Annotated in this window: 10 protein-coding genes; 7 read left to right on the top strand and 3 right to left on the bottom strand. The window is 65.1% G+C overall.

Going from position 1 to position 14,974, the window contains the following annotated elements:
• Window positions 1-13 precede the first annotated feature (13 nt).
• Entirely contained in the window at window positions 14-754 is a 741-nt protein-coding gene (locus ACQR07_RS20495; RefSeq protein WP_434903983.1) for a 3-deoxy-manno-octulosonate cytidylyltransferase, read from the bottom strand.
• A gap of 268 nt (window positions 755-1,022) precedes the next feature.
• On the opposite strand from ACQR07_RS20495, the gene ACQR07_RS20490 reads away from it, so the two are divergent.
• The 6 genes from ACQR07_RS20490 (at window position 1,023) to ACQR07_RS20465 (ending at window position 9,614) form a co-directional block, all read left to right on the top strand.
• Window positions 1,023-1,574: a c-type cytochrome gene (locus ACQR07_RS20490; RefSeq protein ID WP_434903982.1), complete on the top strand. Its 552-nt coding sequence runs from the start codon at window positions 1,023-1,025 to the stop codon at window positions 1,572-1,574.
• Window positions 1,575-1,901: 327 nt separating this feature from the next.
• Complete coding sequence (locus tag ACQR07_RS20485) at window positions 1,902-3,806, top strand: extracellular solute-binding protein (protein ID WP_434904187.1); 1,905 nt, start codon at window positions 1,902-1,904, stop codon at window positions 3,804-3,806.
• On the top strand, window positions 3,803-5,680 hold the full coding sequence (locus tag ACQR07_RS20480; RefSeq protein ID WP_434903981.1) for an extracellular solute-binding protein: 1,878 nt from the start codon (window positions 3,803-3,805) through the stop codon (window positions 5,678-5,680). Before ACQR07_RS20485 ends, ACQR07_RS20480 begins: the two co-directional genes overlap by 4 nt.
• Window positions 5,681-5,683: 3 nt before the next feature.
• On the top strand, window positions 5,684-6,796 hold the full coding sequence (locus tag ACQR07_RS20475) for a microcin C ABC transporter permease YejB (protein ID WP_434865591.1): 1,113 nt from the start codon (window positions 5,684-5,686) through the stop codon (window positions 6,794-6,796).
• A 2-nt stretch (window positions 6,797-6,798) separates the two neighbouring features.
• The gene (locus ACQR07_RS20470) at window positions 6,799-7,971 is read left to right on the top strand and encodes an ABC transporter permease (RefSeq protein WP_434903980.1); all 1,173 of its coding nucleotides are present in this window, start codon (window positions 6,799-6,801) and stop codon (window positions 7,969-7,971) included.
• A gap of 5 nt (window positions 7,972-7,976) precedes the next feature.
• Entirely contained in the window at window positions 7,977-9,614 is a 1,638-nt protein-coding gene (locus ACQR07_RS20465; protein WP_434903979.1) for an ABC transporter ATP-binding protein, read from the top strand.
• 795 nt (window positions 9,615-10,409) lie between these two features.
• On the opposite strand, the gene ACQR07_RS20460 is transcribed toward ACQR07_RS20465, so the two are convergent.
• Both ACQR07_RS20460 and ACQR07_RS20455 read right to left on the bottom strand, forming a co-directional pair.
• Window positions 10,410-11,675: a DUF5666 domain-containing protein gene (locus ACQR07_RS20460; RefSeq protein ID WP_434903978.1), complete on the bottom strand. Its 1,266-nt coding sequence runs from the start codon at window positions 11,673-11,675 to the stop codon at window positions 10,410-10,412.
• Window positions 11,672-12,514 carry a DUF6502 family protein gene (locus tag ACQR07_RS20455; RefSeq protein ID WP_434903977.1) on the bottom strand — a complete coding sequence of 281 codons (843 nt, stop codon included), beginning with the start codon at window positions 12,512-12,514 and terminating at the stop codon, window positions 11,672-11,674. The genes ACQR07_RS20460 and ACQR07_RS20455 overlap by 4 nt, the downstream gene beginning before the upstream one ends.
• A gap of 165 nt (window positions 12,515-12,679) precedes the next feature.
• On the opposite strand from ACQR07_RS20455, the gene ACQR07_RS20450 reads away from it, so the two are divergent.
• Window positions 12,680-14,008 (top strand): O-antigen ligase domain-containing protein, encoded by a 1,329-nt coding sequence (locus tag ACQR07_RS20450; RefSeq protein WP_434903976.1) that lies wholly within the window; start codon window positions 12,680-12,682, stop codon window positions 14,006-14,008.
• Window positions 14,009-14,974: the final 966 nt, after the last annotated feature.

Genomic DNA, 14,974 nt, shown 5'->3' with positions numbered 1-14,974 from the left:
TTGTAGCAGCAGCTTAAGTCTTGGACAGCAGCCGGCGTGCGGTTTCGAGATCGGTGGGCGTATCGACGCCGCGCGGAACGGCATCGACGACCATCACGTCGATGCGCATCCCGGCCTCCAGCGCGCGCAGCTGCTCCAGCCTCTCCTGCTGCTCCAGCGGCGAGGGCGGCAGGCTGACGAAGCGCTCCAGCGCGGCGCGGCGATAGGCGTAGAGGCCGATGTGATGGTACCGCGGTCCGTCGCCATGCGGCGCCGTGGCCCGGGTGAAATACAGCGCGCGCATGCGCCGCCCGCCGAGGGGGGAGCCGACCGCCTTGACGACGTTCGGGTTGAGGCTCTCCTCCTCGGTGTGGATCTGCGCGGCGAGGGTCGCGATGTCCACGGCAGGGTCCTGCAACGGCGGCAGCACGTCGCTGATGTTCTGCGGGTCGATGGTCGGGAAATCGCCCTGCAGATTGACGACGATCGCAGCCTCACCGGCCGGGTCGAGCTTGCACATCGCCTCGTAGATGCGGTCGGATCCGGAGGGATGATCGGCCTTGGTCATGACCGCCTCGCCGCCCGCCGCGATGACGGCGTCCGCGATCTCCGGCGTATCGGTGGCCACCGCCACGCGGCCGATCGCCGCCTCCTGGGCACGGCGCAGCACCTGCACGATCATCGGCACGCCCGCGATGTCGAGCAGCGGCTTGCCCGGCAGGCGGGTGGAGGCCATGCGGGCGGGGATCAGCACGAGGATCTTGGGCTTGGTCATCCGGTAACGCGTGCTCGGAGCCGGTCGCAACAGCGCGGGCCGGACTTGATGGGGACAGCAAAAACCGCCCGCTTATACGGGTTGCCAGAGCACGGGCAAACCGATATCTCACTTCTGCCGCAGGGGGAGGCGCGACGGCTCGATTCCGCTCGATGCCTTCACAAGTCCTTGGACGAGACAAGTCCTTGGACGAATCCTTGCGGCGATTCACGGTCGCGGCCCCGCGACCAGAGCACACTGAAATCCGCCCTCGGAGCCTGATTCCAAAATGGACTCCTTCGAACTGAACAAAATCCTCGGCGCCGTCCTGGCCGCCTGTCTCGTCGTGCTGGTCACGAGCTTTTCCGCCGGCGCGCTGTTCGCGCCGAAGATGCCGGAGAAGCCGGGTTTCGAGATCGCGGTGAAGGAAGCCGAAGGCGCCGCCAAGGGTGGTGGTGCTGCACCGGCCCCCGCCGAGCCGATCGAGAAGCTGTTGCAAACCGCCTCGGTCGAGAAGGGCGCCGCCGCTGCCAAGAAGTGCGCGGCCTGCCACACCTTCGCGAAGGGTGACAAGAACGGCGTCGGGCCCAATCTCTACGGCATCGTCGGCGACAAGATCGGCGAAGGCCGCGGCTTCAACTTCTCGGCTCCGATGAAGGCCAAGGGCGGCACCTGGACGATCGATGCGCTGAACCAGTTCATCGCCAATCCGAAGGGCTACGTCCCGGGCACCGCGATGGGCTTTGCCGGCATCCAGAAGGACTCCGAGCGGGCCGACGTCCTGGCCTATCTGAACTCTCTGGCCGACAGCCCGGCGCCGCTGCCGACCGCGGCCAAGTGACCTCGGTTCACCTTTGATTTTCAAACGGCCGGGCCCCAAGCCCGGCCGTTTTGCTGTGTGGGGCGAATTTCGCCCCATTTGGGACCTTTGGTCGCATCCGACTCGTTCACAACCCGGTATCATGAGGAAAAAGCAAGGTTATCGGTCGAAACCTTGCCTTATATTGGTCCCCTGAATGGAACGGGTTCGCGGGCTGCGGCGCTCCGGCGTCGGTGTGCGAAATCCGTCCGTTGTGGATTGGGTTACGATCAGACGTTGGATCAGGGAGCAGCAGCGGCCGAGGCCGACGATCTACTCCCAAGCGGTCTTATTCAGAGGAAGTCTCATTTGACGATTACCCGACGACAGCTCCTGCAGAGCAGCGCCTTCGCTGCGATGACCCCGGCGCTCGGCGCCGCCGCCAGCCTCGCGCCCCTCGACGCCGCGCAGGCGCAGGCGGGCGAAGATCCGGCCTGGCGGCATGCGCTGTCGCTGTTTGGGGATGTCAAATATCCGGTGGACTTCAAGCGGTTTGACTACGTCAATCCCGATGCGCCCAGGGGAGGGCAGGTTCGTTTCAGCCCGGCCGGTACGTTCGATAACTTCAATCCCGTGGTTGCCGGCGTCAAGGGCGCGTTGGGTGTCGGGATCTCCTATGTCTATGAGACTCTGACGACAGGTTCTCTCGACGAGGCCTCGACGGAATATGGCCTGCTGGCCGAAAGCGTGAAGCATCCTGCCGATTATTCCTGGGTGATCTATCGCCTGAGGCCCGAGGCCAAATGGCACGATGGCGTTCCGGTCACGCCGGCCGATGTGATCTTCTCACTCGATGCGTTCAAGAAGAACCATCCACGTTACAGCGCCTATTATCAGCATGTCGTGCGCGCAGAGGTGGTCGGCGAGCGCGACATCAAGTTCACTTTCGATGGGCCGGGCAATCGGGAGCTACCTCAGATCGTCGGCCAGTTGATGGTGCTGCCGAAGCATTGGTGGGAAGGCACGGACAGCAGCGGTCAGAAGCGCGACATCGCCGCGACGACCCTGGAGGCGCCGCTCGGTTCAGGGCCTTACCGGATCAAGGAGTTCGTCCCCGGCCGTACGATCGTTCTGCAGCGGGTGAACGATTGCTGGGCTCGTAACCTCAACGTCAATGTCGGCCGCTACAATTTCGATGAGCTGCGCTTCGACTATGTGCGCGACAGCCTGGTTGCGCTCGAAGCCTTCAAGGGCGACCAGTCCGATTGGCGCACCGAGAATTCTGCCAAGAACTGGGCGACGGCGTACGATTTCCCTGCGCGCAAGGACCAGCGCGTCGTGGTCGAGGAGTTTGACAATCGCAGCTCGGGCGTGATGCAGGCATTCGTGCCGAACGGCCGACGCGATCTATTCAAGGACGTCCGCGTCCGGCGGGCGCTGAATCTTGCATTCGACTTCGAGGAGATGAACAAGCAGCTCTTCTTCAATCAGTACAAGCGCATTTCGAGCTATTTCGATGGCACCGAACTGGCGTCGTCCGGGCTGCCGCAGGGCATGGAGCTCGAGATCCTCGAGAGTGTCCGCGCGGACGTTCCAGCCGAAGTGTTCACGGCAGAGTACACCAATCCCGTCGGCGGCAGCACCGAAGCGGTGCGCCGCAACCTGCTCGAAGCGCAGAAGCTGATGAAGGAAGCAGGCTACGAAATTCGTGATCGCAAGCTCGTCAATGCGAGCAGCGGCGCGCCGGCCGCCATCGAACTCCTTGCTGACGCCGATGATCCGGCGTTCGAGCGGGTCGCGTTGTTCTACAAGCCATCACTCGAGCGGGTCGGCTTTACTCTAACCGTCCGCAAGGTGGATTCGGTTCAGTTCGAGAACCGTATCCGCAACTGGGATTTCGACATGGTCATCCATTCCTGGCCAGAGTCGCTTTCGCCAGGCAACGAACAACGCGAGTTCTGGGGATCGAAGGCTGCCTCCATGGTCGGCTCTCAGAATTGGGCGGGGATCCAGAACCCGGCGGTCGACAAATTGATCGATCGGGTGATCTTCGCCAAGAACCGCGACGAACTGGTCGCTGCAACGCGGGCACTCGACCGGGTGCTGCTTTGGAATCACTACGTCGTGCCGCAGTGGAACTACCCCAAGCAGCGGACGGCGCGGTGGGACCGCTTCAGTCGGCCAGCCCAGCTGCCAAAGTACGGGATGGCGGCGTTTCCCGACATCTGGTGGTGGGACGCTGCGAAGGCGGCCAAGACGGGTGGACGCTCTTGAGCGCCCACCGCGATCTGTCGCGCCGCGGCGTTCTCGGGCTCGGGCTGGGCGCGCTGAGTACGCCGCTGCTCAGGCCTGCCTTTGCGTCCGAAGGCTGGCCCGAATCCCACGGCATGTCGGCGTTCGGCGACCTGAAATATCCCGCGGACTTCCCCCACTTCGACTACGTCAAGCCAGACGCGCCGAAGGGCGGGATGTTTTCGCTGATCCCGTCGGTGCGGGCCTACAACCAGTCCTATCAGACGTTCAACTCCTTCAATGCCTACATCCTCAAGGGCGAGGGTGCGCAGGGCATGGGCATGACGTTCGCCTCGCTGATGGTGGCCTCGGGCGACGAGCCGGATGCGATGTATGGGCTGGTCGCGAAATCGGTCGCGATCTCGCCGGACAAGCTGTCCTATCGTTTCACCTTGCGGCCCGAGGCGCGCTTCCATGACGGCAGCCGGATCACGGCACAGGACGTTGCCTGGTCGCTCAACACCCTGAAGGAGAAGGGCCACCCGCTGATTGTCGTGCAGCTGCGCGACTTCGTGAAGGCCGAGGCCCTCGACGATGCGACCGTGGTGTTGAGCTTCGTCGAGAAGCGCGCGCGCGACGTGCCGCTCTATGTCGTCAGCCTGCCGATCTTCTCCAAGGCCTACTACGCCAATCATCCGTTCGACGAATCGACGCTCGATGTGCCGCTGGGTTCGGGGCCGTACAAGGTCGGCAAATATGAGGTCAACCGCTATGTCGAGTTCGAGCGGGTCAAGGACTGGTGGGCCGCCGACCTGCCGGTCAGCCGCGGCTTCTACAATTTCGACATTGTGCGCTACGAGTTCTACCGCGACCGCGACGTCGCCTTCGAGGGCTTTACCGCCAAGAGCTATCTGTTCCGCGAGGAGTTCACCTCGCGCATCTGGGCTACGCGCTACGATTTCCCGGCGATCAAGGACGGCCGCGTCAAGCGCGAGCTCTTGCCGGACGAGACGCCGTCGGGCGGGCAGGGCTGGTTCATCAACACCCGCCGCGACAAGTTCAAGGACGCCCGCGTCCGCCAGGCGTTGACCTACGCGTTCGACTTCGAGTGGACCAACAAGACCATCATGTACGGCGCCTATGCGCGCACGGTGTCGCCGTTCCAGAACTCCGACATGGTCGCAGTCGGGCCGCCGTCGCCGGAGGAGTTGAAGCTGCTCGAGCCGTTCCGCGGCCAGGTGCCCGACGACGTGTTCGGCGAGCCGTTCGTGCCGCCGGCCTCCGATGGCTCGGGCCAGGATCGCGCGCTGCTGCGCAAGGCCACACAGCTGCTGCAGCAGGCCGGGCTGCCGGTCAAGGACGGCAAGCGGTTGCTGCCGAATGGCGAGGTCTTCACCATCGAGTTCCTGATCGACGAGGTCTCGTTCAAGCCGCACCACGGCACCTTGATCAAGAATTTGCAGACGCTCGGCATCGACGCCGATCTGCGGATCGTCGACGCCGTCCAATACCGCGCCCGCGTCGAGGATTTCGATTTCGACATCGCCATTCAACGCATGTCGATGTCGCCGACTCCCGGCGACGGCTTGAGGGCCTACTTCACCTCGGATACAGCCAAGACCAAGGGCTCCTACAATCTCGCCGGCATCAGCAATCCCGCGATCGACGCGCTGGTCGCCAAGGCGATCGCCGCGGAGACGCGTACCGAGCTGACCTTCGCCTGCCGCGCGCTCGATCGCGTGTTCCGCGCCGGCCACTACTGGATACCGCAATGGTACCGGCAGAATCACCCGATCGCCTATTGGGATCTGTTCGGCCACCCGCCGAAGCCGCCGAAATATGGATCCGGCGTGGGCGCTCCCGACATCTGGTGGTACGATGCCGCCAAGGCCGCAAAGCTCGACCAGGCAAAGTAGTTCATGGCTGCCTATATCGCTCGTCGCATGTTTCTGATGCTCCCGACCTTGCTCGGGATCATGTTCATCTCCTTCGTCGTGGTGCAGTTCGCGCCGGGCGGTCCGGTCGAGCGCGTCATCGCGCAATTGACCGGCGCCGACACCGGCGGCACCTCGCGCATCTCCGGCGGCAGCGGCTCGGATTTCGGCGCGCGGCCGCCCGGGCAGGTCGGTTCCGGTGGTGAGATCAACTCCAAATATCGCGGCGCGCAGGGCCTCGATCCCGCCTTCATCAAGCAGCTCGAGAAGCAGTTTGGCTTCGACAAGCCGGCGCCCGAGCGCTTCGCGTTGATGGTCTGGAACTTCGCGCGCTTCGATTTCGGCAAGAGCTATTTTCGCGACACGACCGTGCTGCAGCTGATCAAGGAGAAGCTGCCGGTCTCGATCTCGCTCGGTCTTTGGATGACCCTGCTGACCTATCTGATCTCGATTCCGCTCGGCATCCGCAAGGCTGTCGCAGACGGCTCGCGCTTCGACGTCTGGACCTCGGCCGTGATCATCGTCGGCTATGCGATTCCCGGCTTCCTGTTCGCGATCCTCCTGATCATCCTGTTCGCCGGCGGCTCGTTCTTCAACATCTTCCCGTTGCGCGGCCTGACGTCGGACGGCTGGTCGGACTTCCCGTGGTACTGGAAGATCATCGACTATTTCTGGCATCTCACCCTGCCGCTGCTGTCGATGGCGCTCGGCGCCTTCGCCACGATGACCTTGCTCACCAAGAACTCGTTCCTCGACGAGATCCGCAAGCAATACGTCATGACCGCCCGCGCCAAGGGCTGCAGCGAGAACCAGGTGCTGTATGGCCACATCTTCCGCAACGCGATGCTGATCGTGATCGCGGGCTTTCCGGGGACCTTCATCCACGCCTTCTTCTCCGGCTCGCTGCTGATCGAGACGATCTTCTCGCTCGACGGCCTGGGCCTGCTGTCGTTCGAGAGCATCCTCAACCGCGACTATCCGGTCGTGTTCGGCAACCTCTACATCTTCTCGCTGCTGGGCCTCGTGGTGAACCTGATCTCCGACCTCACCTATATGTGGATCGATCCGCGGATCGATTTCGAGGCGCGGGAGGTCTGACGATGCTCAAGACCGTCCCCGTCGAGACCACCGCGCCGGCGCCGCTCGGCGAGGCCGTGCCGCCGACGCGGCACCGCTTCCGACCGTCGCCGCTCAACCAGCGCCGCTGGCAGAACTTCAAGGCCAACCGTCGCGGCTACTGGTCGCTGTGGATTTTCCTGTTCCTGTTCTTCGTCTCGCTGTTCGCGGAGTTGATCGCCAACGACCGGCCGTTCCTGATCAAGTTCGACGGCCATCTCTACTTTCCTGCCTTCGTCTCCTATCCGGAGACCGCGTTCGGCGGCGACTTCGAGACCGCGGCCGACTATCGCGATCCCTATTTGCAGAAGCTGATCGCCGACAAGGGCGGCACCGTGATCTGGCCGCTGATCCGCTACTCCTACGCCACCCACAATCTCGATCTGCCGACGCCTGCGCCGTCGAAGCCGACCTGGATGCTGACGGAAGAGCAGTGCAAGCCGGTGGTCGAGAAGAAGGGGCTGAAGAGCTGCCGCGACCTCGAATACAACTGGCTCGGCACCGATGACCAGGGCCGCGACGTGGTCGCGCGGCTGATCTACGGCTTCCGCATCTCCGTGCTCTTCGGCCTGTCCTTGACGTTCTTCTCCTCGATCATCGGCATCGCTGCCGGCGGCGTGCAGGGCTATTTCGGCGGCTGGGTCGATCTGCTGTTCCAGCGCTTCATCGAGATCTGGAACGCGATTCCCTATCTTTATCTGCTGCTGATTCTGTCAGCGGTGCTGGTGCCCGGCTTCTTCACTCTGCTCGGCATCATGCTGCTGTTCTCCTGGGTCTCGCTCGTCGGCCTCGTGCGCGCCGAATTCCTGCGCGGCCGCAATTTCGAGTACATCCAGGCGGCCCGTGCGCTCGGCGTCTCCAACGTCGTCATCATGTGGCGGCATCTGTTGCCGAACGCGATGGTCGCGACCATGACCTTCCTGCCCTTCATCGTCTCCAGCTCGGTGATGACGCTGACCGCGCTCGATTTCCTCGGCTTCGGCCTGCCGCCCGGCTCGCCCTCGCTCGGCGAGATGCTGTCGCAGGCCAAGGCCAACGTGCAGGCGCCGTGGCTCGGCCTCACCGGCTTCTTCTCGGTTGCGATCATGCTGTCGCTCCTGATCTTCATCGGCGAGGCCGTGCGCGACGCCTTCGATCCGCGCAAGACGTTCAGGTAAACGCCATGGATGCGATGACCCAGCCGCTCCTGTCGGTCAGCGATCTCTCGGTGGCGTTCCACCAGGGAGGCCGCGCGACGACCGCCGTCGACCACGTCTCGTTCGACATCAAGCGCGGCGAATGCGTCGCGCTGGTCGGCGAGTCCGGCTCCGGCAAGTCGGTCAGCGCGCTCTCCGTGCTGAAGCTCTTGCCCTATCCCGTCGCCTCGCATCCCTCAGGCAGCATCCGCTTCAAAGGGCGCGATCTGCTGCCGCTGTCGGAAGGCGAGATGCGCGGCATCCGCGGCAGCGAGATTTCGATCATCTTCCAGGAGCCGATGACCTCGCTCAATCCGCTGCACACGATCGAGCGGCAGATCAGCGAGATCCTGCATCTGCATCGTCCGATCTCCAGTAGCGCTGCACGGACGCGCGTGCTCGAGCTCTTGACCCAGGTCGGCATCCCCGAGCCGGAGACGCGGCTCGGCAGCTATCCGCACCAGCTCTCCGGCGGCCAGCGCCAGCGCGTGATGATCGCGATGGCGCTCGCCAACGAGCCGGATCTCCTCATCGCAGACGAGCCGACCACCGCGCTCGACGTCACCGTGCAGGCGCAGATCCTCGCGCTGCTCGCCGATATCCGCGCGCGGCTCGGCATGAGCCTATTGTTCATCACCCATGATCTCGGCATCGTCCGCCGCATCGCCGATCGCGTCTGCGTCATGAATGGCGGCAAGATCGTCGAGCAGGGCCCGGTCGAGCAGGTGTTCACCGCGCCTGTTCATCCCTACACCAAGGCGCTGCTCGCGGCCGAGCCGAAGCCGGACCCGGCGCCGCCGCGGCCCGACGCACCCGTGGTGATGCAGGCCAAAGACCTCAAGGTCTGGTTTCCGATCAAGCGCGGCCTGTTCCGCTCGACCGTCGGTCACATCAAGGCGGTCGATGGCGTCAGCGTCGCCGTACGCAAGGGCGAGACGCTCGGCGTGGTCGGCGAGTCCGGCTCCGGCAAGACCACCTTGGGCCTGGCGATGCTGCGGCTGATTTCCTCCGACGGCCCGATCGTGTTTCTCGGCAAGGAGATCCAGGGCCTGACCTTCAAGGACGTCCGCCCGTTCCGCCGCGACATGCAGATCGTCTTCCAGGATCCGTTTGGCGCGCTCAGCCCGCGCATGTCCGTCGGCGACATCATCGCCGAGGGCCTGACCGTGCATCAGCCCGATCTGTCCGACGACGCGCGCGAGGCCAAGGTCGTCAAGGCGCTCAACGATGTCGGCCTCGACCCGGCGACGCGCTTCCGCTATCCGCACGAATTCTCCGGCGGCCAGCGCCAGCGCATCTCGGTCGCCCGTGCCGTCGTGCTCGAGCCCTCCTTCGTCGTGCTGGACGAGCCGACCTCGGCGCTCGACATGCTGTTCCAGTCGCAGATGGTCGAGCTGCTGCGCGAGCTGCAGCGCAAGCGCGAGCTGACCTACATGTTCATCTCCCACGACCTGCGCGTCGTCGCTGCATTGGCCAGCCACCTCATCGTCATGCGCCACGGCAAGGTGGTCGAGGAGGGCCCGGCCGCGGAGTTGTTCAAGTCGCCCAAGACGGACTACACGCGGGCACTGTTTGCTGCGGCGTTCCGGAACGAGACAGCGGGGAATGGGACTGCGGCGACGTGAGGCGCTCGTAGTTCACCAACTCCGGAGTTGAGCCGAGTAGTCACCGCAAGCGCGGTGCACTCCCTCGCCCCGTTCTTACGGGGAGAGGGTCGGGGTGAGGGGCAGCCGCACGGGCGGTGCTGCTCATCTGCCGCGAATGAATTGTCACTCCGATTCGACAATGAGTCCCACTACGCCTCAACATTTTCGTGCTCGTCCGATGGACCTGCGATCCGAGCCACGTATGCGCCATGCCCCTCACCCGGATTGCTGCGCAATCCGACCTCTCCCCGCAAAGGGCGGGGAGAGGTTGCAGCGCGTGTGCGGGCCGAGAGTCGCTCAATGAACTAACTGAAGCGTCAATCTCCAATATGGTGCAGTCCTTGCCGCAAGCGCGGTGCGCTCCCTCTCCCCGTTCTTCACGGGGTGAGGGGCAGCCACGCGGGTGGTGCTGCTGATCTGCCAAGAATCATTTGTCAGTCCAATTCGACAATGACTTCGAGTGCGCCTCACCATTTTCGTGCTCGTCCGATGGACCTGCGATCGGGTCTGCGTATGTGGCATGCCCCTCACCCGGATTGCTACGCAATCCGACCTCTCCCCGCAAAGAGCGGCTATCGGATTCACACATCTCGAAAACCGACTCTTCCTCAACGGGTTAGCCGAACACTTGCTTTGGGCCGTCCGACATTGTCACCATCAAAGCAAGCGTCTCTGATGACTCACATTTTTCGTCAAACCGACTGGGAAGCTCGAATCGAATGTGTGCATTCGATAGGCAAAGAGCGGGGAGAGGTTGCAGCGTCCGCGTCGCGCTCAGCGCCGGCCGCCACCACCACCACCGCCGCCACCAGCACCACCACCATTGCCGCCGCCGAAGCCGCCTCCGCCAGATGGAGCACCGCCGGGCGCGCCGCCGAAGCCTGGGGGGCTCGATGCGCCGCCGGAGTTGAAGCCGCCGGGTGAACCCATGCTGCCCGGAGGGGACATGCCGCTGTCGCGGCCGAAGCCGGGCGCACCCTGATGGCCTGGGGCGGCCGGATTGTTCGGCGCGCCTGGCCCGCCCGGCGGGCTGGCACCACCAGGGCTGCCGCCGCGACCCGGACCGCTCGGTCCTCCAGGGCCCTGCATCGGACCCTGGCCACGCGGCGCCTGTGGGCCGCGCACCGATTCGCCCGGGAAGCGGTCGACCGACTGCACCGACTCGGCGCGCAGTCCGCCGGCGCCGTCGGGCACCGCGTCGATCACGACGCGCACTTCGCCCGCAGGCTGGAAGCGCGAATTGTCGCGCGCGACATAGCCCGAGCCGAACCGCAGTTCGCTGCCGACCCGCTGGACGTAGCCCTCGACCAGCAAGCGGCTGGCGCGCGCGAAGTCCTTGAGATCATCGGGCCTGACACGCGCGACCTGCATCGCGCCCTGCGCCACGCGGCCTTCGGCCTGGACACGCTGGCCGACCAGCGTCTGATCGGCACCCACGAGACGCAGGCCGCCGATCGCGAGGGCGCCGTTGCGGTCACGGACTACGACGCCCGTGATCCGGCTCGTGGTCGTGGTGCGTGGATCCACCAGGCTGGCGACGATGGCACCATCGCTGCGGCGGAGACCGAACACCGCAACCGGAGTGCCAACCTTGCGCCAGCTCTCTTGTCCCGGCGAGACCACGGTCTGGCCGAGCACGGTGAGCTCGCCCGGCCTGACTGCTTCGATAGGTCCAGTGACCTCGCTGACGACGTCGATCCGGCCGGTGCCGAGCGTCCCTTTCGCGTCCCGCCGCGCCAGCACGCGGGCGAGCTGGCCGATCTTCAGCGCCTTCACGGAAGTGGCTTCGCCATCGATCGCCACCGGCACGTTCGGCGCGTAGCTGACGCGCTCGCCATTGACGAAGATGCTGCCGAAGCGCTGGATCACGCCGACGATGCCGGTGCCGCCCATGCCCTGATCCTGGCCGCTGTTGAGCCCGGTGCCGCCGAGGCCCTGGTCGCTGCCCCCACGGGTCTGCCCCCACGCCAGCGCGGAGGTTCCGGCGAGCCAGAGCGCGCTGAGCAGGGCCCGGCGTGAGAGCAGCGGCGGCCGGCTCATGTTGTGCCGTCCTCGCTGTCCTTCGGCTCTTCCAGATAGATGTAGACGCCGAAATTCCAGCGGGCATCGCCGCCCTTGTCCTTGGCGAGCGCACGGTTGGCCTCGCGATTGGCGGTCTTCAGCGCCTCCATGGCCAGCTCGCGCGAGCGCGCCTCGAGCCGCCGCGCCAGCTTTGGCGACAACCCGTCATAATGCACCGCGCGCTCCATGAAGCGCGGTGTCGCCTCGGAGACGTTGTCCGCTGCGGCCGCGATGTGATCATGCAGGTTGCGGCCGAGATAGTACCATTTGCGGTCATCGTCGCCGCGCGGCACGAAGCCGGTGTCCGTGAGCACGATGTTGTCGTCGGCATCGATCGCGACCAGCTGGCGGTCGAGCCATTCATCGAGCACCGCGCGCGGGCGTACGTCCTTGGTGATCGTCGAGACAAGCGCTTCGAAGGACGGCGCATCGTCCTCGGCGGTGCGCGGCAGCGGCAGCGGGTCGCCCTTGGCGTCGGTGAACTCCGGGGCGGCCAGCCAGTGCGCGATGATGGCGCTGGTGCGCGACAAGGTCGCGGGCACCACGTTGACGGGGGCACCCGCGCCGCGCAGCCGCGCCACCTCCTTGCGGTGAATGCCGGTGAGCAGGCTGACGCGGCTGTCGGTCTGCGGCTTGCCGTCCAGCGCGAAGTCATGCTCGGCGACGTTCACGAACAGCTCGCGCAGCAACTGGGCCAGCGCCGGAAACGTCATCCCGCTGCGGATGCACAGGCGCACGAGCGGACGCAGCAGGCGCGCCAGCGGCGCCTGCAGCTGCGTCGCGGTCAACGGCGACGGCGTCCGGGATTTCGGATCCATGGCCAAATTTTAGCCGGTCGCGCAGTGGGACACAATCCCACACATTCCTTGACGTGTGAAAATTTCCCACGTATTGGAGGGGCGTTCAACCCACGGACCGTGTGGTTCCGCGATGCCAGGAAGCGTTGCGGCGCCATCGCCGGCCTGCTGAACGAGGAGTTCGCAATGCTCCAGGAGGCGTATCTCATGAACGTCGAGGGCAGCGCTTCGGACGGGCCGAATCCTGGCGACACCGGGTGGGCGACGCGCCCCTGGACCGAGACGCCCGCTTATCTCCTCACGACCGACCTGCTCGTGGTGCTGACGGCGGCAGCCCTGCCGTGGTCGACGACGGCGACGGCCGTCCTTATGGTCGGCTGGCTGATCCTGGTCATCCCGTCGGTCGATTGGGATGAGCTGATCAGGGGCCTGGCGCTTCCGGCCTGTGTGCTGCCGCTCGCGCTGTTTGCGCTGGCCGATCTCGGCGTGCTCTGGTCCGACGCACCCTGGGAAGCCGGATTGCAGGCCATCAATCCGGTGTCGAAGCTGCTTCTCATTCCGTTCCTGTTTCATCATTTCAAGCGCTCGGAGCGCGCGAGCTGGGTGTTTGCAAGCTTTGTCGCGTCGTCGATGGCAGCGATGATGCTCCCCTGGTTCGCAGCGAACGTGTCGACGGGCTCGGGCGTCTGGACCGATCACGAGCTTGGGTGGCGCTCGCAATGTCTGCTCTGTGCATCTGCGCTGATGACCGCGGCTCTCGCGTGGCTTCAGCGCGGGCAGGTCCGGAGCGCTGCAGGCCTCGCCGCGCTCAGTCTGATGTTCTTCGTGCACGAGCTGATCGTGCGTCCCGGCCCTACCGCATGCATGAGTCTGTCCGTGCTATTGCTTGCGTTGATCCTGCGTCGCTTCAGGCGACGGATCGCGGTGGTCCTGCTGGCGGCGGTCGCCGCCACCGGAGGCGTCGCCTGGGCCGCCGCGCCACTGTTGAGCAGGCCAATCGGCGCCATCGTGGCCTACCATCACCCGTCGGCATCGCCGGGCTTCGGCCCGGCGGAGCGGCTGGCGGAATTACGGCGCTCCCTCGCATCGCTCGGTGAAGCTCCGTTGTTCGGTCACGGCACCGGAGTCATGCGTCCGTCCGGGAGCGCTGCTGCGGCGCCGGCAGCGCCGCTCGGGGCCGTGCGCGATCCGCAGAGCCAGAGTCTGAGCGTCGCATGGCAATGGGGGCTGGCTGGCCTCATCGTTCTCTATGCGATGTGGAGCAGCCATATCGGCCTGTTCAGCACCGCCTGCTGGACGGACGGGATCGGATTGATGGTCGTGCTGCAGACCTTCCTCTGCTCGCTGGTGAGCTCTCAGGGCTTCGACGTCAACGAGGGATGGGTCTACGTGATCGGCGTCGGCGTCGCCGGCGGTGTCGCGCTCCGGCGCGGCGGCGCTCCACCCGAAGGCCTGCGACCGGGCCTCAGCCGCAACACCGATGACCATCGCGACGGTGTCGTCGGCTTCATCTGATGGCGAAGCGGGGTCGTGCCAGGGGCGGCGCTCTGCGATGATTTGCCCGTCGGGCGCGCGTTCTGATTTTCAGTCAAGTCATTCCGTAAAAAAGAAATGACTTGCGCCGTCGGGCAAATCAGCGCCATTCATCGCTCCGTCCCGTCCCACGAGAGGGGCGTACGCGTCGTCACGGACGTTGGGTGCGGGATGCGATGGCCGCGATGATGCTGCGTGTGCGGATGCGCACGGACGAACGGCATCATGCGGACGACGAAGTCGTGTGGTCCTGGCGCCCCGATGCTGGCGTCAAGGTCGCGGGCGCTGATGAGCCCTGCGGCCGACAGGGGCAAGACAGCCGGTCCCTGGGGAGAGCACGTATAAGCCGTAAGCCCATCGCGCAGGGGAGGCCGGATGTTCGGCCCGTACCTGTGGTGACTACCGCGTGCATTTTGCACGCAACCACGGGTGCGACCGGCGCCCGGCCTTCCCTGCGCCCTCTCTTGTTTGTCGAGGGCGATGACGTCGCATAGCTCGGGCCAGTTAGGCCGCGAGACCGCGGACGCTCGTCGTCATGCTGTTTGATAGGTGTATCGGATTAAGCGCCGCTATCTCCGCGTCATTGCGAGCGCAGCGCTGCCGGATACAGCGCCCTCTCCCCTTGTGGGAGAGGGCATGAGCGGCCCATCCGAGCATGCGGTTGGGTGAGGGGTATCTCTCAGCGAGTGTCGCTCGTAGAGGCATACCCCTCACCCGACCGCATTCGCTGCGCTGTCCTACATGCCCTCTCCCACCCTGGCGAAGCTTCGCTTCGCCTTGGGGGAGAGGGCGCAATCACGGGCACTGTAGGAGAATGCATCGTGAGCAAGACTCTGTTGTCGTCATTAGATAGTGCTACTACGACCTCGGTCCGTAGAGCCCGTGAGCCAATTGAGTTTTTGGGCTCATTGATGGCGAAGATTGTGACAGCCGCAGGATGACCGTGCT

Origin of the sequence: Bradyrhizobium sp. HKCCYLS20291 (assembly GCF_051167715.1) — a bacterium.
GTDB lineage: Bacteria > Pseudomonadota > Alphaproteobacteria > Rhizobiales > Xanthobacteraceae > Bradyrhizobium.
Note: the sequence above shows the minus strand (reverse complement) of the source record. Positions and strands in the feature narration are given on the sequence as shown.

Excerpts from the sequence above, each read along its gene's own strand:
- ACQR07_RS20495 (WP_434903983.1), bottom strand. The coding sequence starts at position 754 with ATGACCAAGCCCAAGATCCTCGTGCTGATCCCCGCCCGCATGGCCTCC.
- ACQR07_RS20490 (WP_434903982.1), top strand. The coding sequence starts at position 1,023 with ATGGACTCCTTCGAACTGAACAAAATCCTCGGCGCCGTCCTGGCCGCC.
- ACQR07_RS20475 (WP_434865591.1), top strand. The coding sequence starts at position 5,684 with ATGGCTGCCTATATCGCTCGTCGCATGTTTCTGATGCTCCCGACCTTG.
- ACQR07_RS20470 (WP_434903980.1), top strand. The coding sequence starts at position 6,799 with ATGCTCAAGACCGTCCCCGTCGAGACCACCGCGCCGGCGCCGCTCGGC.
- ACQR07_RS20465 (WP_434903979.1), top strand. The coding sequence starts at position 7,977 with ATGGATGCGATGACCCAGCCGCTCCTGTCGGTCAGCGATCTCTCGGTG.
- ACQR07_RS20460 (WP_434903978.1), bottom strand. The coding sequence starts at position 11,675 with ATGAGCCGGCCGCCGCTGCTCTCACGCCGGGCCCTGCTCAGCGCGCTC.
- ACQR07_RS20455 (WP_434903977.1), bottom strand. The coding sequence starts at position 12,514 with ATGGATCCGAAATCCCGGACGCCGTCGCCGTTGACCGCGACGCAGCTG.
- ACQR07_RS20450 (WP_434903976.1), top strand. The coding sequence starts at position 12,680 with ATGCTCCAGGAGGCGTATCTCATGAACGTCGAGGGCAGCGCTTCGGAC.